20 protein-coding genes are annotated in these 17,440 nt (G+C 69.0%); 13 read left to right on the top strand and 7 right to left on the bottom strand.

Translation table 11 applies throughout. The features are described 5' to 3' along the window. Positions 1 to 70 precede the first annotated feature (70 nt). Positions 71 to 343 carry a DUF4229 domain-containing protein gene (locus tag EXE63_RS10580; protein WP_210000682.1) on the top strand — a complete coding sequence of 91 codons (273 nt, stop codon included), beginning with the start codon at positions 71 to 73 and terminating at the stop codon, positions 341 to 343. Positions 344 to 424: 81 nt separating this feature from the next. Further along, entirely contained in the window at positions 425 to 2,722 is a 2,298-nt protein-coding gene (locus tag EXE63_RS10575) for a S9 family peptidase (protein ID WP_168141908.1), read from the top strand. Here EXE63_RS10575 and EXE63_RS10570 read toward each other — a convergent pair. After that, on the bottom strand, positions 2,702 to 3,442 hold the full coding sequence (locus EXE63_RS10570) for a helix-turn-helix domain-containing protein (RefSeq protein ID WP_168141907.1): 741 nt from the start codon (positions 3,440 to 3,442) through the stop codon (positions 2,702 to 2,704). The genes EXE63_RS10575 and EXE63_RS10570 overlap by 21 nt on opposite strands. A 64-nt stretch (positions 3,443 to 3,506) precedes the next feature. Here EXE63_RS10570 and EXE63_RS10565 point away from each other — a divergent pair, with 64 nt between their 5' ends. Next, positions 3,507 to 4,193: a DUF3159 domain-containing protein gene (locus EXE63_RS10565; protein ID WP_168141906.1), complete on the top strand. Its 687-nt coding sequence runs from the start codon at positions 3,507 to 3,509 to the stop codon at positions 4,191 to 4,193. 79 nt (positions 4,194 to 4,272) lie between these two features. On the opposite strand, the gene EXE63_RS10560 is transcribed toward EXE63_RS10565, so the two are convergent. After that, on the bottom strand, positions 4,273 to 5,142 hold the full coding sequence (locus EXE63_RS10560; RefSeq protein ID WP_168141905.1) for a 1,4-dihydroxy-2-naphthoate polyprenyltransferase: 870 nt from the start codon (positions 5,140 to 5,142) through the stop codon (positions 4,273 to 4,275). A gap of 83 nt (positions 5,143 to 5,225) precedes the next feature. Here EXE63_RS10560 and EXE63_RS10555 point away from each other — a divergent pair, with 83 nt between their 5' ends. From EXE63_RS10555 to EXE63_RS10545, 3 genes are read left to right on the top strand one after another with little or no spacing between them, the layout of a single operon-like run. Beyond that, positions 5,226 to 5,447 carry a hypothetical protein gene (locus EXE63_RS10555; RefSeq protein WP_057170085.1) on the top strand — a complete coding sequence of 74 codons (222 nt, stop codon included), beginning with the start codon at positions 5,226 to 5,228 and terminating at the stop codon, positions 5,445 to 5,447. Continuing rightward, positions 5,444 to 6,223, top strand: a complete 780-nt coding sequence (locus tag EXE63_RS10550) for an S-methyl-5'-thioadenosine phosphorylase (protein ID WP_210000680.1) — start codon at positions 5,444 to 5,446, stop codon at positions 6,221 to 6,223. Before EXE63_RS10555 ends, EXE63_RS10550 begins: the two co-directional genes overlap by 4 nt. Further along, entirely contained in the window at positions 6,220 to 7,251 is a 1,032-nt protein-coding gene (locus tag EXE63_RS10545; protein ID WP_168141903.1) for an NAD-dependent epimerase/dehydratase family protein, read from the top strand. The genes EXE63_RS10550 and EXE63_RS10545 overlap by 4 nt, the downstream gene beginning before the upstream one ends. Before the next feature lie 7 nt (positions 7,252 to 7,258). Here EXE63_RS10545 and EXE63_RS10540 read toward each other — a convergent pair whose 3' ends face one another. Both EXE63_RS10540 and EXE63_RS10535 read right to left on the bottom strand, forming a co-directional pair. Next, positions 7,259 to 8,275 carry a sensor histidine kinase gene (locus tag EXE63_RS10540; protein ID WP_168141902.1) on the bottom strand — a complete coding sequence of 339 codons (1,017 nt, stop codon included), beginning with the start codon at positions 8,273 to 8,275 and terminating at the stop codon, positions 7,259 to 7,261. Beyond that, on the bottom strand, positions 8,272 to 8,979 hold the full coding sequence (locus EXE63_RS10535) for a response regulator transcription factor (protein ID WP_168141901.1): 708 nt from the start codon (positions 8,977 to 8,979) through the stop codon (positions 8,272 to 8,274). The genes EXE63_RS10540 and EXE63_RS10535 overlap by 4 nt, the downstream gene beginning before the upstream one ends. Positions 8,980 to 9,083: 104 nt before the next feature. Here EXE63_RS10535 and EXE63_RS10530 point away from each other — a divergent pair, with 104 nt between their 5' ends. The 5 genes from EXE63_RS10530 to EXE63_RS10510 are packed head-to-tail and all read left to right on the top strand — an operon-like array spanning position 9,084 to position 12,606. Next, positions 9,084 to 9,746, top strand: a complete 663-nt coding sequence (locus EXE63_RS10530; RefSeq protein WP_168141900.1) for a glycosyltransferase family 2 protein — start codon at positions 9,084 to 9,086, stop codon at positions 9,744 to 9,746. Continuing rightward, on the top strand, positions 9,746 to 10,402 hold the full coding sequence (locus tag EXE63_RS10525) for a TIGR04282 family arsenosugar biosynthesis glycosyltransferase (RefSeq protein ID WP_168141899.1): 657 nt from the start codon (positions 9,746 to 9,748) through the stop codon (positions 10,400 to 10,402). The genes EXE63_RS10530 and EXE63_RS10525 overlap by 1 nt, the downstream gene beginning before the upstream one ends. 1 nt (position 10,403) lies before the next feature. Beyond that, positions 10,404 to 11,033: a class I SAM-dependent methyltransferase gene (locus EXE63_RS10520; RefSeq protein ID WP_168141898.1), complete on the top strand. Its 630-nt coding sequence runs from the start codon at positions 10,404 to 10,406 to the stop codon at positions 11,031 to 11,033. Between the two features lie 5 nt (positions 11,034 to 11,038). Then, on the top strand, positions 11,039 to 12,130 hold the full coding sequence (locus EXE63_RS10515; protein WP_168145509.1) for a molybdopterin-dependent oxidoreductase: 1,092 nt from the start codon (positions 11,039 to 11,041) through the stop codon (positions 12,128 to 12,130). Then, on the top strand, positions 12,127 to 12,606 hold the full coding sequence (locus tag EXE63_RS10510) for a hypothetical protein (protein WP_168141897.1): 480 nt from the start codon (positions 12,127 to 12,129) through the stop codon (positions 12,604 to 12,606). Before EXE63_RS10515 ends, EXE63_RS10510 begins: the two co-directional genes overlap by 4 nt. Here the strand turns inward: EXE63_RS10510 and EXE63_RS10505 are convergent. Continuing rightward, positions 12,532 to 13,887, bottom strand: a complete 1,356-nt coding sequence (locus tag EXE63_RS10505) for a hypothetical protein (protein WP_168141896.1) — start codon at positions 13,885 to 13,887, stop codon at positions 12,532 to 12,534. The two genes, EXE63_RS10510 and EXE63_RS10505, sit on opposite strands and share 75 nt — an antisense overlap. Positions 13,888 to 13,983: 96 nt before the next feature. Between EXE63_RS10505 and EXE63_RS10500 the strand changes: the two genes are divergently transcribed. Next, the gene (locus tag EXE63_RS10500; RefSeq protein ID WP_168141895.1) at positions 13,984 to 15,114 is read left to right on the top strand and encodes a nitronate monooxygenase; all 1,131 of its coding nucleotides are present in this window, start codon (positions 13,984 to 13,986) and stop codon (positions 15,112 to 15,114) included. Positions 15,115 to 15,131: 17 nt separating this feature from the next. Continuing rightward, positions 15,132 to 15,962, top strand: coding sequence for an adenylate/guanylate cyclase domain-containing protein (locus EXE63_RS10495; protein WP_168141894.1), 831 nt, complete (start codon positions 15,132 to 15,134; stop codon positions 15,960 to 15,962). Here the strand turns inward: EXE63_RS10495 and EXE63_RS10490 are convergent. Beyond that, on the bottom strand, positions 15,942 to 16,646 hold the full coding sequence (locus EXE63_RS10490; RefSeq protein WP_168141893.1) for a cutinase family protein: 705 nt from the start codon (positions 16,644 to 16,646) through the stop codon (positions 15,942 to 15,944). The genes EXE63_RS10495 and EXE63_RS10490 overlap by 21 nt on opposite strands. Positions 16,647 to 16,773: 127 nt before the next feature. Then, positions 16,774 to 17,436: a phosphate signaling complex protein PhoU gene (gene phoU / locus EXE63_RS10485; protein WP_168141892.1), complete on the bottom strand. Its 663-nt coding sequence runs from the start codon at positions 17,434 to 17,436 to the stop codon at positions 16,774 to 16,776. Positions 17,437 to 17,440 lie beyond the last annotated feature (4 nt).

The following is a 17,440-nucleotide window of genomic DNA, read 5'->3' as shown; positions in this document are numbered from 1 at the left end:
CTCCTTGCTCCGAATATACGCGTTGCGTGGGTAGGCTCGGGCCGTGTCTGATTCTCGGCCGGGTCCCCGGATGATGCGTGATGTCGGTGCCTACCTGTTCGCCCGGCTGGCGTTGGCCGCGGTCCTCACCGGCGTGATCATCGGCGCGGGCCATCTGGTCGGGCTGCGCGAGTTCCCGGTCGTGGTGGCGGTGTTGTTCGCGCTGGTGCTGGCGCTGCCACTGGGCATCTGGATCTTCGCGCCGCTGCGCCGCCGTGCCACCCTGAGCATCGCCGAGTTCGACGAGCGCCGCCGCAAGGACAAGGAGACGCTACAGGCGCGGCTGCGCGGCGAGGAAAGCTAGCCGACCGCCGGTTCGAGATCGGCCAGCGCCCGCGACTCCGAGGTTTGACCGTGCCGCTACGTCCGGGTGTTGCATGGTGGTGTGACACGAATCCTGACCGACTCCGATTACGCACGTGCCGAGCAGCTTCTTGCGCCCTACCGGGCACGCAAGGTACCGGGCAGCACGCTGGCACCGCAGTGGCTTTCCGGTGGGAAGCGGTTCTGGTACCAGGTCGGCGCCCGTTACGTGATGGTCGATCCGGTCGCGGGTAGCCGCCGCGCCGCGTTCGACCATGACCGGTTGGCCGCGGCGCTCTCGGTGGCATCGGGGCATGCGGTGAACGGCGACGACCTGCCGATACTTGCGGTGACGTTCCGCGGTGATGCGATGCGGTTCAGCGCCTTCGACAAGACGTGGGAATGGTCCGACGATGCGGGTCTGCGCGAGTCCGAGCATGCGACGCCCCGGCCCGGTGAGGTGCCGTCCCCGGATGAGCAGTGGGTGGCATTTGGCCGGGACGGCAACATCTGGGTCCGGCGGGCAGGAGCGCAGCGACCGGGGGATCAGCGCAGCCGGGCAGGAACCGACGAGGAGTTCGCACTCACCGAGGACGCCGAACCGCATTTCGACTACGGAGGACTGCCCGAGACCACCGGGGCGAAGGCCTTGATGCGCATCCTCGGCCTGCCTGCCCCCTTGTTCTTCCACTGGTCGCCGGACTCCGCGCGAATCCTGGTGCAGCGCATCGACCAACGCGATCTGCCGGAGCTGGTGCTCGTCGAATCCACACCGCGCGACGGCGGCCGCCCGGTCGAACACCGCACCCGCTACACAATGCCCGGTGAGGACGCGGTCGCACACATGACGTGGAACGTCCTCGACGTCGCCGATCGTTCGATGGTCCGACAGCAGGACCCGCCGACGGCGATCATGCACAACACGGCGCTCGTCTACGCGTGGTGGACGGGAGGTGACATCGGGGCGAGCGAAGCGACGGGGAAATATGCCGTGCACTTCCTGCACCACTCCCGCGACGCCCGCACCCTCGAGTTGCGCCGGCTCGACCCGGAGACGGGTGCCACGACCACGCTGATCACCGAGACCGGTCAGACGCGCGTCGATCCCGCGGTGCAACTCGGGGACCCGCATATGGTGCACGTGCTGGAGTCCGGCGAGATCGTCTGGTGGTCGCAGCGCGACGGCTGGGGCCACCTGTATCTGTACTCGGCCGACGGGCAGCGCAGCACCCAGATCACCCGGGGGCCGTGGCTCGTTCGCTCGCTGCTGTGGGTCGACGAGGAACGCAGGCAGCTGTGGTTCATCGCCGGCGGCCTCGTCGAGGACGATCCGTACATCCGGCAGATCTGCCGGATCGACCTCGACGGTTCCGGATTCACCCGGCTCACCGACGACCATCTCGACCACGACGCCGTCAGCCCACCCGAGGGCGGCTACATCGTGGATCGGGCATCCTCGTCGAGCATGGCGCCCCGATCGGTGGTGCTCGACGCCGACGGGAAGGTGACCGTCGAGCTCGAATCACCCGGCACGGCGGCACTGGAAGCGCTCGGCTGGAGCCCGCCCGAGCGCTTCCGCACCACCGCCGCGGACGGCAGGACTCCGATCTACGGTCTGCTCTGGCGCCCACACGATTTCGACCCGCAACGGCGCTACCCGATCATCGAACACATCTACCCGGGTCCGCAGGTCTACCGGGCAGGACCGTCGTTCGATCCGCCGCATCAGGGCGAACCGGAGGCCTTCGCGGCGCTCGGCTTCGCCGTGGTGGCCATCGACGGACGGGGTAGTGCGGCGCGCGGCAAGGCATTTCATGACCACTCCTACGGCGACCTCGGCAACGGTGGCGCCCTGGATGACCATGTCGCGGCGATCCGGGAACTCGGGCACCGGTATCCGTGGCTGGACACCGGACGGGTCGGGATCACCGGCCAGTCCGCGGGTGCCTTCGCCGCCGCGCGTGCGGTGCTGATGTATCCCGAGGCCTACCACGTGGCGGTCGCGACATCGGGTAACCACGACAACAACATCAACCTCGCAATGTGGGCCGAGCACTATCACGGCGATCTCAGCGAGGAAGGCAGGCGTGCCATCTCGAATGCCACGCTGGCCGGCAATCTCACCGGCAAGCTGCTGCTCATCCACGGTGAGCTCGATGACAACGCGCACCCGTACATGACGATGCGGCTCGTCGACGCACTGATCAAGGCCGACAAGGATTTCGACCTGATCATGATCCCCGGTGCCGAGCACGCGCTGATCGGCGCCCAGCACTACTTCCTACGCCGCACCTGGGACTATTTCGTGCGGCACCTGCACGGTACCGAACCGCCTGGCCACCGGCTGGCGCCGCTGCCGCTACCGGCCCTGGGTGGTTGAGCCGCGCAGAATTTCGCCGGCCCGGCGCAGCACGTCGAGCTGTGCCGGGTTGTAGAGATCGGCCATGGCAGCGTCGATCGCCTTCTCGGCGAAACGCGCCCCACGCGGGGCGTCGGAACGGGCTTCGGTGAGTCCGGGGTGGGCCTCTCGGACCGCCCGGATGTGCGGGGCCAAGCGCTCGGCGAGGTCCTTGCGGGTCGCCTCATCGGCGTCGGCGGGAAGGTGGTCCAGTTCTGCGGCGGCCGGATCTTCCGGGGTGTCACGCATCATGTCCGCGTAGGCCCGCCGGCCGCGGGGGCCCAGCACCCGGGTGAGCACCACGATCAGCTTGCGATCCGCATCGGTCATCTTGGCGACGGCGTCGGGTGCCGCGAAGTCGGGCGGCAGATCGGTGGGCGCCGAGTTGGTCAGCAGTTCGGCCAGTTCGTCCCGGGCCCGCTGCAGCCGTTCGATGGTCGTGGCCAGTTCCGCGTCCAGTTCACGCAGGGCCTGTTCGGGATGGTCGTCTTTGTCGCCCAGCGCCGCGATCTGCGGCAACGAGAACCCGAGATCGACGAGTCGTTTGATGCGCACCAACCTGACCAGGTGCGCGACCCCGTACTGCTTGTAGCCGTTGGATCGCCGTTCGGGCTCGGGAAGCAGGCCGACCTGGTGGTAGTGCCGGACGGCCCGCAGGCTGGTGCCGGCGAGTTCGGCGATCTCACGGGTACTCCACGCCACGGGTCCATCTTGGCCCAGGGCCCCGACTTGACTGTGCCGTTACGTCCGAGTGTCCGATGTGGATATGAACAAACCTCAACCGACCGTGCTGGAGAGGGTGGGCGGTATCTCGGGGCTGGTGTACGCCGCCATCCCCACCTTCGCCTACGTCATCGTCAACGCGATCGCCGGACTCACCGTGGCAGTGGTGGTCGCCGTCGGCGTCAGCGCAGCACTGATCGTGGTGCGCCGGATGCGCGGCGAACCGATCCAGCCTGCAGTGTCCGGACTGCTCGGTGTCGTCTTCGCCGCCCTGATCGCGTACTTCACCGGATCAGCGGAGAATTATTTCCTGCCGGGGATCTGGTCGAGCCTGGCCATGACGACGGTCTTCGCGGTATCCATCCTGGTTCGCAGGCCGCTGATCGGGGTGATCTGGAACCTGCTACGCAGCAGTGGACCCGACCCGGTCTGGCACGCCGACAAGGTGGTGCGGCGCGGGTTCGACATCGCGACGCTGGCGTTCGTGGTCATGTTCGCCACCAAATTCATTGTCCAGCAATGGCTTTACGATGGCGGCCACACCGGGTGGCTGGCGATCGCGCGCATCGCGATGGGGTATCCGCTGCTCGCGGTGGCGCTTCTGGTGGTGTTCTGGGCGGTCCGCCGGGCGAACCGGCGATCGGTCACCGTGGTCGAGGAGCGCGAACCCCCGCTGCCGACCACGCTGGCCCCGGCGGCAATGCGGTCGGAGTGCTCGGGCCGAGATTGACTCCACGGTCGTGATTCGGGGCAGTTCCGGCGAGATCACGACCCTCACGTCGATCTCGCATCGAGGGCTCCGGGGCGGGTCAGCCCAACGCCAGGGCCGCCGCGACCGCGATCGCCCACACCAGCATGGTGAGCCCGGTGTCGCGCAGCACGGGAATGAGCTCCCGGCCGCCCAGTCCGCGGCGCACCGGTCCGGCCGCGCGCAGCGCCAACGGCAGCGCCACCAGCCCGGCCGCGGCCCACGGCGTGGCCGCCATCAGCACCAGCGTCGCCGCGAAGGCCACTACCAGCAGGCCGATGTAGAGGATCCGGGTCTTCGCATCGCCGAGGCGGACGGCCAGCGTGATCTTGCCGGAGTCGGTGTCGGTGGGAATGTCTCGTAAGTTGTTGGCCACCAGCACCGCCGAGGACAGCGAGCCCATCGCGACCGCCATGGCCAGGCCCACCCAGTCCACCCGTAGCGCCTGGGTGTACTGCGTGCCCAGCACCGCGACCAGCCCGAAGAACACGAAGACCGCCACCTCGCCGAGCCCGCGGTAGCCGTACGGTTTGGCGCCGCCGGTGTAGAGCCAGGCGCCCGCAATGCAGGCGGCGCCGATGGCGATCAACCAGGGTTGGCTGACGATCGCCAGGGCCAGTCCGGCCCCGGCGCCCACCAGCAGGCTCACCAGCGCCGCGGTCAGCACCGCGCGCGGGGAGGCCACCTTGGAACCGACCAGTCGCAGCGGCCCACTGCGCACATCGTCGGTGCCCTGGATGCCGTCGGAGTAGTCGTTGGCGTAGTTCACCCCGACGATCAGGGCCAGCGACACCACCAGCGCGAGCAGCGCTTTCCACCACACGGCCGCACCGAGCCACGCCGCTGCGCCGGTGCCGGCGATGACGGGCGCGATCGCGTTCGGGAGGGTGCGCGGACGGGCGCCCTCGATCCACTGCGCAACGGTAGCCACGCGCGCCATCGTTGCATGTGTGCCTGAGCTGGCGTGATGCGGCGCACCTTGTCACATCGTGCGACCCGCATGAGACTGAGCACATGACTGACCGACTCAGCAAGAGCGAAATCACCAAGGACGCCCTGCAGGAGGGTGTGGAGACCGTGGCATCCACGGTGGGCGAGGTCGCGACCATCATCACGACCGCGGTCAAGGATGTGGCCAATGCGATCGGTGGGCTGGCCACCGATGCCTTCGCCATTCGCGATGCCGCCCGCCAAGCCGCTGAACGGGCCGAACTGGACGGGCAGCCCGACGCCTGATGCTCGGCGTCATCGGAGGTAGCGGCTTCTACACCTTCTTCGGTCCGGACGCCCGAACCATCAACCTGGACACCCCCTACGGAGCGCCGAGCGCGGCGATCACCGTCGGCTCCGTCGCCGGCCACGATGTCGCGTTTCTGCCGCGGCACGGGCTCAACCACGAGTTCTCGCCGCACACGGTGCCGTACCGGGCGAACATGTGGGCGTTGCGGGCGCTCGGGGTGCGGCGCATCTTCGCCCCGTGCGCCGTCGGCAGCCTGACCCCGGCGCTGGGACCGGGCGCCATCGTGGTCCCCGACCAGCTCGTGGACCGGACCAGCGGGCGTGCGGACACCTACTTCGACTCCGGCGGCATCCACGTCGGGTTCGCCGACCCGTACTGCCCGACGCTGCGGGCCGCGGCATCGGAGCTGCCCTCGGTGATCGACGGCGGCACCATGGTCGTCATCCAGGGGCCGCGGTTCTCGACCCGCGCCGAGAGCCAGTGGTGGGCCACTCAGGGCTTCGCATTGGTGAACATGACCGGATACCCGGAGTCGGTGCTCGCTCGCGAGCTTGAAATGTGTTATGCCGCCATTGCTTTGGTGACCGATCTGGATGCCGGCGTGGAGGCGGGTGCGGGCGTGCGTGCGGTCGACGTATTCGCCGAGTTCGAACGCAACATCGCAGGCTTCAAGCAGCTTGTGCACGAGGCCATCGCGGGAGTCGCGCCCGAACGCACCTGTACGCACTGCCTGGCACACGAGGGCGTCACGCTCCCGTTCGAACTGCCGTGAGGGTGTTGCTCACCGGCGCCGCCGGGTTCATCGGCAGCCGGATCTGGGCGCGGCTGGCCGAGGCGGGCCACGACGTCGTCGCGGTCGACATCATGCTGCCCGCCGCCCATCGCGACGGTGCCGAGCCGCCGCCGCACTGCCGGCTGCTCGATATCCGCGACGCCGACGCCGTGGCAGGTCTGCTCGACGGTGTCGACGTCGTCTGTCACCAGGCCGCGGTGGTCGGTGCCGGCGTCAACGCCGCGGATGCACCCTCCTACGGCAGCCACAACGACTACGGCACCACGGTGCTGCTCGCCGCGATGTTCGCCGCGGGCTGCTCGCGGCTGGTGCTGGCCTCCTCGATGGTGGTGTACGGGCAGGGTGGCTACGACTGCCCTGAACACGGACCGGTCGAACCGCTGCCACGCAGCCGCGCCGACCTCGACAGCGGTGTCTTCGACCATCGTTGTCCGATCGGCGGTGAACCACTGCGGTGGCGGCTGGTCGGCGAGGACGCGCCGTTGAAGCCACGCAGCCTGTACGCGGCCAGCAAGACCGCCCAGGAGCACTACGCCCTGGCGTTCAACGATTCGGTGGGTGGTTCGGTCGTCGCGCTGCGCTACCACAACGTGTATGGCCCGGGGATGCCGCGCGACACCCCGTACTCGGGGGTGGCGGCGATCTTCCGCTCGCAGCTCGAGGCGGGCGGCGTGCCCAAGGTGTACGAGGACGGTGGGCAGATGCGCGACTTCGTGCACGTCGATGATGTGGCGGCGGCCAACGTCGCTGCGGTCGAGGCGAACCTCGGCGGATTCACCGCGTTCAACGTCAGTTCGGGGCGGCCGGTGTCGATCCTCGACGTCGCCACCCGCCTCAGCGAAGCGCGCAACGCGCCCGCTCCGGTGGTCACCGGGCAGTACCGCAACGGGGATGTCCGCCACATCGTCGCCGACCCGGCGCGGGCCGCCGAGCTACTGGGCTTCCGTGCGGCGGTGGACCCGCACGATGGCCTGGCCGAGTTCGCGTTCGCGCCGCTGCGGGATTAGCCCTGGATCAGCCCGACAGCGGCAGCCGTACCTCGAACCGGGCACCGGAGTCCAGATTGCGGGCGGTCAGCGATCCGCCATGCGCCTGCACCAGGCCTGCGGCGATCGCCAAACCCAGGCCCGAGCCGCTGGGCAGCGTCGAATCCGCACGTGGCACACGGCCATTGGAGCCGCGATACGCGACATCGAAAACTCGCGGCAGATCGTTCTCGTCGATGCCGACCCCGGTGTCATCGACCCGGGCCCAGGCGTGCCCACCATCGGAGCCGACCGCCAGCGTGACGCTGCCACCCTCCGGCGTGTGGGCGATGGCGTTGGCCACCAGATTCGACAGCACCCGTACCAGGGAACGATCGCTGCCCACGATGCGCACCGGCTGTTCGGTGAGCTCCGCACGTAGCATCACTCCGGCCCGCTGCGCGGGAATACGGTGTGCGGCAAGGACATCGTCGACCACCTCGTCGAGTGCCACCGGTTCGTGGGTCGGGGCCACCGCGCCGGCGTTGATCTTCGACATCTCGAACAGGTCATCGACCATATCGGCGAGCCGGATCGATTCCTGTTCGATGTGTTTGGCCTGGCTGCGCACCTCGTCATCGGTGACGACGCCGTCGGCGATGGCCTCGGAGACGGCGCGGATCCCGGCCAGCGGTGTGCGCAGGTCATGGCTGACGAAGGCCACCAGCCGGCGCCGGGACTGTTCGGCAGCCCGCTCCGAATCGCGGATCTCCTGCTCCCACACGGTGCGCCGGGCCTGGTAGCGGGCCAGCATGACGGCGGCCGGAATCGTCACCACCGACACGATCACCAGCACGACGGCGATCTGCGCGAAGGTTTCGGTGATCATGAACCCGCTGGCGCCGAGCACACCGGTGAAGGTGGCCAGCGTGGGGATGAGCACCAGCGCCACCATGCTGACCGCCAGCGACCAGGACCGCGCGAGCCGGATCACGACCGCCCCGGCCGCCACGACCGGCAGCGAGCAGGCCAGTGCCCACCCGGCGATCTCCCAGAGGTCGGTCACCGGACGCTCTGCTCTTCGCGCGGGCGCTCATCGCCGCTACTCCACAGGTAGCCGCGGCCCCACACCGTCTGCACCCGGTGCTGATCACCGAGTTTGGCACGCAACCGTTTGACGTGCACCGTAACCGTGGACATATCACCGAAGTCCCAGCGCCACACGTGCTTGAGCAACTCCGCGCGGGAGAAAACGGTGTCGGTGTGGGTCAGGAAGAACACCAGCAGGTCGAACTCGCGATTGGTCAGGCTGAGGGGCCGTCCAGCCACGGTGGCCGAGCGAGCCGTGGTCGAGACGAACAGGTCGCCCACCGAAAGCTCCACAGGCGCAGGCGATATGGGTCCATTCGTGCGCCGCAGTACCGATCGCACCCGCAGTGCCAGCTCGCGCGGGCTGAACGGTTTGGTCAGGTAGTCGTCGGCGCCGGCCTCCAGCCCGGCGATCCGGTCGTCCTGCTCGCCGAGCGCGGTCAGCAAGATGACCGGCAGGCTGTAGTCACCGTCGCGGCGCAGGTCGCGGCACAGTGTCAGGCCGTCCGATCCGGGCATCATCACATCCAGCACCGCCACGTCGATCTGCCCGGACTCCAGCAGCCGCCGGGCCTGGGTACCGTCGTGGGCGATCGCCACATCGAGTCCGTCGCGCTCCAGATACCGGCGGACGACATCACGCACGACGGTGTCGTCGTCGGCGATCAGCACCCGGGTCACAACCTCCGAGGCTAGCCGTCCGGGCCCCGGCGAAACGGCGGTGTCATGATTTCGTCACGGATCTGGCGTGGTGCGCGGCGCGGTGGCCGCCTAGCGTCGTAGCCATGGCCGACCCCGTCTGTCCGTCCGTCACGGTGGTGCTGCCCTGCCTGAACGAGGAGCAGTCACTGCCCGGAGTGTTGGCGGCGATCCCGACGGGGTATACCGCGCTGGTGGTGGACAACAACAGCACAGATCGGACTGCCGAGGTGGCCCGCGCGCACGGTGCGGTCGTGGTGGCCGAACCGCGGCCGGGCTACGGCTCGGCGGTACATGCCGGGGTGGTCGCGGCCGGGACGCCGATCGTGGCGGTCCTCGACGGCGATGGATCGCTGGATCCGCAGGAACTGCCCGCCCTGGTCGCCGAACTCGGTGCCGGCGCCGATATGGCGATCGGCCGGCGCCGGGCTGTCCCCGGGCTGCGCTGGCCCTGGCACGCGCGGCTGGGCACCGCCGCGGTGTGCTGGCGACTCCGCAGGCGCTACCACCTGCCGGTGCACGACATCGCCCCGATGCGGGTGGCCCGCCGCGACGCGCTGCTGGACCTCGGCGTGACCGACCGCCGGTCCGGCTACCCACTGGAGTTGCTGGTCCGCGCCGCGCAGGCGGACTGGCGGGTGGTGGAGCGCGACGTGGTCTACGGCCCACGGACGGGCGGCACATCCAAGGTCAGCGGCTCGGTGCGCGGCAGCGCCATTGCCGCGCTGGATTTCTGGCGAGCAATCTGATGTGGCCCGGAACCCTGCTGGTGGTCGCGAAGGCCCCGGTGCCCGGGCTGGCCAAGACCAGGCTGGCCGCCGATGTCGGCGCCGAGGTCGCCGCCGACATCGCGGCGGCCGCCCTGCTGGACACGCTGGATGCGGTGGCCGCCGCACCGGTGTCCCGGCGCGTGGTGGCACTCACCGGCGACCTCCGGATGGCGTGTCGGTCCGACGAGATCGCGGACCGGCTGGCCGATTTCACCGTCATCGCGCAACGCGGTGACGGTTTTGCCGAGCGGCTGGCCGGTGCGCACGAAGACGCCGCAGCACCGGGATTGCCCGTGGTGCAGATCGGGATGGACACACCACAGGTGAGCCCGGATCTGCTCGCCGAATGTGGACGGGCACTGGTGGCGGATGCGGTGCTCGGCCTGGCCGCCGACGGTGGCTGGTGGGTGCTCGGTGTGCGGGACGCGGCGATGGCCGGCTGCCTGCGGGATGTGCCGATGTCGCAGCCCGATACCGGGGCGCGCACCCTGGCCGCGCTGCGCGACGCCGGGCTTCGCGTGCACCTGGTCACCGAACTGGCCGATGTCGACACGGTGGCCGATATCGCCGAGGTGCGGCGGTTGTGCGCTCCCACCGGCCGGTTTGCCCAAGCCACCCGCATGGTCGGGGTCTGACATGCACGGAAACCTGTACGAACGGGCCCTGGACGGCGAGCGGTGCTGGATCCGGCACCAGGACGGCCGGTTGCAGCGGCTGCCGGTACGCGATTGGCTGGTCGGGGCGGAGTCCGATCGCCTCTTCGACCGCGCCATCGTCGACCTGTGCCACGGCCCCACCATCGATCTGGGGTGCGGCCCGGGACGGTTGGTGGCCGGCCTGGTGCAGCGCGGTTTGCCGGCGCTCGGGGTCGACCAGTCCGTCGCCGCGGTGGCACTTGCCCGTGACAGCGGCGTGCCGGTGTTGTGCCGAGACCTGTTCGGCCCGTTACCCGGAACCGGCCGCTGGCACACCGCACTGCTGGCCGACGGGAACGTCGGTCTGGGCGGCGATCCCTGGCGGGTGTTGCAGCGCGCCGGTGAGTTGCTGCGTCGCGGCGGCGAGTGCCTGGCCGAATTCGACACGGCCAAAAAAGGAGTCGAGTCCCAGTGGGTGCGATTGGAGTCGGCCGATGCCATCGGCCCGTGGTTCCGTTGGGCCTCGGTGGGGTTGGACGCGGCGGCGCGCATCGCCGCGGACGTCGGACTCGTGATGCGGGCCGTGCACCCGATCGGTGACCGGGTGATCGCGAGCCTGGTGGCCCGGTGACCCGGTTGCGGAGCACCGCCGTCACCGCACGGGTGGGTATCGCCCTCGGGGTCGCGATCGCCGTCTGCTTTGCCACCGGGCTCATCAGCCATTTCATCCAGCATCCGCAACCGTGGTTCTTCTGGCCCACCCGGCCGGTATGGCTGTACCGGCTGACGCAGGGACTGCACGTCGCCTCCGGTATCGCCGCGATCCCGTTGGTGGTGGTGAAGCTGTGGTCGGTATGGCCGAAGCTGTTCGAGCGGCCCGTCATCGGGGGGCCGGCCCGAATGCTGGAGCGGGCATCGATCCTGGTGCTCGTGGCCGCCATCCTGTTCGAGCTGTCGACCGGCCTGCTGAACATCGCCCAGTGGTACGCCTTCGAATTCTATTTCCCCACAGCGCATTACGCGATGGCCTATGTCGCGGCCGGGGCGGTGCTCGTGCACCTGGCCGTGAAGCTTCCGGTCATCCGGCGCGCCCTCGGTGAACCACTCGACGATCTCGCCGACGGTGGTCGTGTCGGTCCGAGTCGGCGCACCGTGCTGCGCGGGACCTGGCTGGCGGTGGCGGCGGCGACGGTGGTCACCGTGGGCCAGACGGTCCCGGTGTTTCGCCGGGTATCGGTGCTCGCCCCGCGTACCGGGGAAGGGCCACAAGGGGTTCCGGTGAACCGCTCGGCCGCGGCGGCCGGGGTTGGCCGGGCCGCGTCATCACCGCAGTACCGGTTGACGGTGGCCAACGGTGCGCGCACCCGGGAATTCAGCCTCGATGAGCTACGTGCGATGCCGCAGGCCACCTTCAGGTTGCCGATAGCCTGTGTGGAGGGCTGGAGCGCCGACGCCGAATGGACCGGCGTGGTGCTGTCCGAAATCGTTGCCACGGTGGGTGGTTCGCCGGATGCCGACGTACGCATGGTGTCCTTGGAGCCACCCGGCCCGTACTCGCGCACGGTGCTGCCCGCCCGGCACGCCCGGGACTCGCAGACGCTGATCGCCTTGCAGGTCAACGGCGAGACCCTCAATCTCGACCACGGCTTTCCGTGCCGGTTGATCGCCCCGAGCCGCCCGGGCGTCCTGCAGACCAAATGGCTGTCCCGCATCGAGGTGATGTCGTGACGCCGATACGGATTCTGCTGGCCCTGGCGGGGATCGGTCTCGGCGGTTATGGCGCGCTGCTGGTGCTGGACAACCCGCCGGTGATCATCCTGCGAATCCTGGTGTGGGCGGTCGTCGCCGCGGTCGTACACGATTTCGTGTTCGCGCCGCTGTGTGCGGCGGCGGGCTGGGGCGGGCGCAGGCTGCTGCCGGCGCGCTGGCAATCGCCGGTCGCCGTGGCGGGGCTGTGCACCGTGGTGCTGGCGCTGCTCGCCATTCCGGTCTACGGCAGGCCCGGGATGCGGCCCGACAACCCGACGGTGCTGGACCGCGACTATCCACTCGGGTTCTGGATCGCCGTGGGCGTGGTGTGGGTGTGCGTGCCGGTGTACTACATCCTCAAGCGCGTCGCGGGCTCGCGGTCACCAGTTCGTCAGGATCAGGTGATTGAGCGCCAGGGCGCCGATGACGTTGAGCGCCAACCACCACCGGTGTGACCGCGGCGGCAGCAGCGCCGCGGCAGCGGTCAGCCACACCGTGAACGGCAGCCAGATGCGTTCGGTTTCGGCCTTGCTCAGCATGCTGAGATCGGCGAGCACGATCGACAGGAAGGCTCCGGTCAGCAGGACATGCACGCCGGAGCGCGCGCGCAGCGCCTTGATGTCGAAGACCCGGCCGAGTCCGGCCACACTGCCCAGGCCGATCGCGCACACCGTCGAGGCCAGGTTCGCCCACACCCAGTACTGGAACGGGCGGTCGTTGGCGATGCCCTGCCAATAGCGTTCCTGGACAAGAAGGTAGCCGTCGAACCACCAGAAGCCTGCTGTGTAGAACACCGCCACGACCGCCAGTGCCGCGATGACGGCGGGCAGCAGGCTGCGCAGCGCCGCGCGCCACCCGGGGGCGGTCAGCAACACCGCCACCGCGGGGACCGCGATCAGGCCCAGGCCGTAGTTGAGGAAGATGCCCCAACCCAGCAGCAGCCCGGCACCGGCCGCGGTGGGTATCGACCAGCGTGTCGAGCCGTGCACGGCCAGTGCCAACAGGGCGATCCCCCAGGCGGCCACACCGGCGAAGTAACCGTCGGCCGATACCGCGATCCAGATGGCGGTCGGAGCCACCGCGACGAAGGGGGCCGCACGGCGCGCGGTGGCCTCGTCGGCGACGGCACGGATGGCGATGATGATCGCCGCGGCGGCGCTGGAACCCACCAGCACGCACAGCAGTCCGGCCCACGCGCCGCCGCCCAGGCCGATGCGATCCAGCCAGACGAAGGTCAGCAGTGCCCCGGGCGGATGACCGGAGACGTGGGTGATCCACGAATCCGGTTGGTAGTCCAGGATTCTGCTCGAGAACGTGCGGAGCGCCTCGGGGATGTCGGTGACGGTCGGGACCTGGCGCAGGTATTCGTGGCGCGCAGCCAGGCGTCCGGCGAAACCGCGTTCCCAGCCGTCGATCATGGCCAGCGAGAATGCCCACAGGAATGACGTGGCCCAGGTGAGGCCCACCAGCGAACGCCAGCGCAGTGCGCCGGCCACGGTCGGGCCCCACCACACCACCGCCGCGGCGATCAGCAGCGCCGGCACCGTGCCCCAGCCGACGTGGGCATTCCACCACCCGAAGATCGGCGCGGTATCGGCGAACGCGCGCAGCCGTTCGGGGGTGCTGTTGATCATCGGGGTGACGATGCCGAGGTTCAGATGCGGTACCACGAACGCCGCGACCAGCAGTGTCACTCCTGCGGTCAGCGCCACTGCTTCTCGTCGACCGATGCGCATGCCGTCCACACTATGGGTCGCCGGCTGGAGCATTGCTGACGATTCGGTGACGGGGGCCCCTTCACCGCAGAGTTGACACCTGTCGATAATGGGCGGATGGCATCCTCATCTTCGTCGGACTTCTGCGCGAGTTACGGCATCGACTTCCCGCTCTTCGCGTTCAGTCACTGCCGTGATGTGGTGGCCGCGGTCAGCAACGCCGGTGGTTTCGGAGTCCTCGGCGGTGCCGCGTACTCACCGGAGCAGCTGGACCGCGAGCTCACCTGGATCGACCAGCACGTCAACGGCAAGCCCTATGGCATCGACATCATCGTGCCGGCCAAATTCGAGGGCAAGGGCGAAACACTGTCCGGTACGGACCTGGCCTCCCGTATCCCGGACAGCTACCGGGAATTCGTCGACAAACTGCTGGCCGACCACGGCATCGAGCCCGACACGAAGGTCCGCACCGGCAAGCCGGTGCTCTCCGGCGGCAACGGCGAGGAACTGCTCGAGGTCGCCATGAGCCACCCGATCACGATGATGGCCAATGCGCTCGGCGTGCCACCGGACTACATGATCGAGGCAGGCCGCGAGCGGGGTATCCCGGTCGCGGCGCTGGTCGGCGCCAAGGAACACGCGGTCAAGCAGGTCGCGGCGGGTGTGGACCTGATCGTCGCCCAGGGCACCGAGGCCGGCGGGCACTGCGGTGAGGTGTCCACGCTGGTGGTCGTCCCCGAGGTCATCGACGCCATCGACGATGCGGTGCCGGTGCTGGCCGCCGGCGGTATCGTCACCGGGCGGCAGATGGCCGCCGCGGTGGCGATGGGCGCCGCGGGCGCCTGGACCGGTTCGGTGTGGCTGACCACCGAAGAGGCCGAGACCGAGCCGCACACCGTCACCAAGATGCTGGCCGCCAGCTCGCGCGACACGGTGCGCTCGGCGGGGCGCACCGGTAAGCCGTCGCGCCAGCTGCGCTCGGACTGGACCGATGCCTGGGCGCCGAGCCCCGGCGGTCAGCAGCCGCTGCCGTTGCCGCTGCAGAACATGCTGTCCGAGCCGGTTCTGCGCCGCATCGATGCGCTGGCCGATCAGGGCCACGAGGGGGCCCGGCTGCTGTCGACGTATTTCGTCGGTCAGGGTGTCGGCCTGATGAACAAGGTCAAGCCGGCCCGCGATGTGGTGCTCGAGTTCATCGAGGATTACCTGGCCGCCGCCGAGCGTCTGAGCAACTCGCTTCCCGACTGAGCCGTCATACTCGGCGGGTGGCCGGCACCGAACTCATCCTGTTGGGCGCCGCCGGGCTTCTGCTCGCGGGACTGATCACCTTCCTGGTGCTGTTCCTCGTCGCGCGCCGCCAACTCGGCAACGTCCGCCGCGAACTCAGCCGGATGCTGGCCGAGCAGGACGTTCAGCGCCGGCGACGTCGCCGTGGCGTCGCCCCGTTGGCGCTCAAGACGGTGTTCCAGACCGCGGACATGCTGATCAACAAGGGGCTCGGTGCCACCGTGCGCAACTCGATCGAAGACCTCGCGGGCTGGGCCCAGATCGAACGGCCCGACCTGGCCCGGCTCACCGCGGACGGCCGGGTGGTCATCGTGTTCTCCGATATCGAGGGCTCCACGGAGTTCAACGAGTCGATGGGGGACCGGGCCTGGGTGCGGGTGCTGGGCAAGCACAACAAGCTGATCGAATCCCTGGTCGGTAAGCACGGCGGCCATGTGGTGAAGAACCAGGGCGACGGTTTCATGATGGCCTTCGCCGACCCGGAGAACGCGGTGCGTTGCAGTGCGGACGTGCAGGCCGCGTTGGAGGACAACCCGCAGCGCTGGGAGTCCATCAAGGTGCGCATCGGAGTGCACATGGGCACCTCGGTGCGCCGCGGCGAGGACCTGTTCGGGTTGGATGTCGCCATGGCGGCCCGGGTGGCCGGTCAGGCCGACGGCGGCGAGATCCTGCTCAGCGCACCGGTGGGCGAGGCCGTCGCCGGTCTCGACGACATCCTGCTCGGCGCCCCGCGTGAGGTCGAACTCAAGGGGCTGCGGGGCACCCATGTGCTCTACCCGGTGGACGGGTCAACGTGGCGTGGACGCTGACGTGCTCTGAACGGGTTTGGTGGTCTCGGGTTTCTTGTCCGCCGCCTTGATCAGCTTGGCCGTCCATTCCGCACCGAGCTTGACCAGACCGGACTCCTGATACTGGACGTGGGCGTCCCAGTCTCGGCCCAGTGAGCAGATGGGGTCGGCGGGTGCGCACAGGTCAGCGGTGCGTGACCCGAAGACCGTGCTCATCCGGGTCAGCGGGTTACCGATGCGGGCCGACGGGTTGCCGAACACCACCACCGAGGCGATGTGCGGGACGGCTGCCGCCGGCAGCGGCGCGGTGTAGCCGAGGCCGGCGATGGGTGCGGTGGCGACGACGTCCACCACGGCGGCACCCTGCGAGTATCCGCCCAGCACAATCTTGGTCTTCGGGCATTGCGCGACGATGGTCTGGATACGCTTGCTCATATCGTTGGCCCCGATCGCGGCCTTCATGAAGTCCCAGGTCGCCGGATATTTGACCGCGTAGGTCTTGACCGAGGAGCCCTTGACCATGGGGCGCAGGGTGTCGACGAACGCCTTGCCGACCTTGCCGATACCGGGCGGCTCATCGGTGCCGCGCGCGAAGACGACTTCGATATCGGAGCATTCCGGTGCCGCCGATGCGATGGGTGCGGTGAGCGGGCTCAGGGCAAGCACCAGCCCAGCAGTGAGCACGGCCAGTCTTCGGGCGGCCATTACGTGTTCTCCTCGAGGGTGTCTGGTCGGCTACGTGCCCCCTTCAATGCCCATCATCGTTGACAATATTCACTCTATTAACATCTGTGCCAATTCTGTGACCTAGTTGTGGCGTCGGAATCGCTGATCAGATCGGTATCTGACCGACTTCCGGGGTCCTTCCGGACACCTGGAAAATCACCTTCCGGGCAATGTCCACGGCGTGGTCGGCGAAACGCTCGTAGAAACGGCCGAGCAGCGCCACATCGGTGGCCGCCGCCACCCCGTCGGACCAGCGATCGTTCAGCACCGCGCCGAGCAGTTGCCGGTTCAAGTCGTTCATCGCTTCATCGCCCTGCTGGATGCGGGCGGCCTCGCCGGTATCGCCGGCGATCACCGCGCGCTGGGCCCGCTCGGCGAGATCGACGGCGTGGCGGCCCATGTCCGCGAACAAGCCCAGTGCCGTCGCCGGCACGGCGACACCGGTGCGCCCGCGGGTGCCGATTCCGGCGATGTTGGTGGCCAGCGCGCCCATCCGGTCGGCGTTGGCCGCGATGGCGAAGGCGGTCATGACGAGACGAAGGTCGTGGGCCACCGGGGCGTGCCGAGCCAACAGCGAAAAGGCGCGCCGGTCCACCTGTGCGTTGAGCTCGTCGAGGCTGCTCAGGTGGTTGCGAACGCGCCGGGCCGCGGCTACGTCGCCGACGAGCACGGCCGTGGTGGCTTCGGCGGCGGTGTCGGCGGCGATTCCACACATCTCACCGAGCTCGGCGGTGAGCCGGTCGAGTTGCGCGTGGAATTCAGTCCTCATGGCA

Origin of the sequence: Mycolicibacterium frederiksbergense (assembly GCF_012223425.1) — a bacterium.
Lineage (GTDB): Bacteria > Actinomycetota > Actinomycetes > Mycobacteriales > Mycobacteriaceae > Mycobacterium > Mycobacterium frederiksbergense.
The sequence above is the reverse complement of the archived record's forward strand: the minus strand, read 5'-3'. Positions and strand labels throughout refer to the sequence as shown.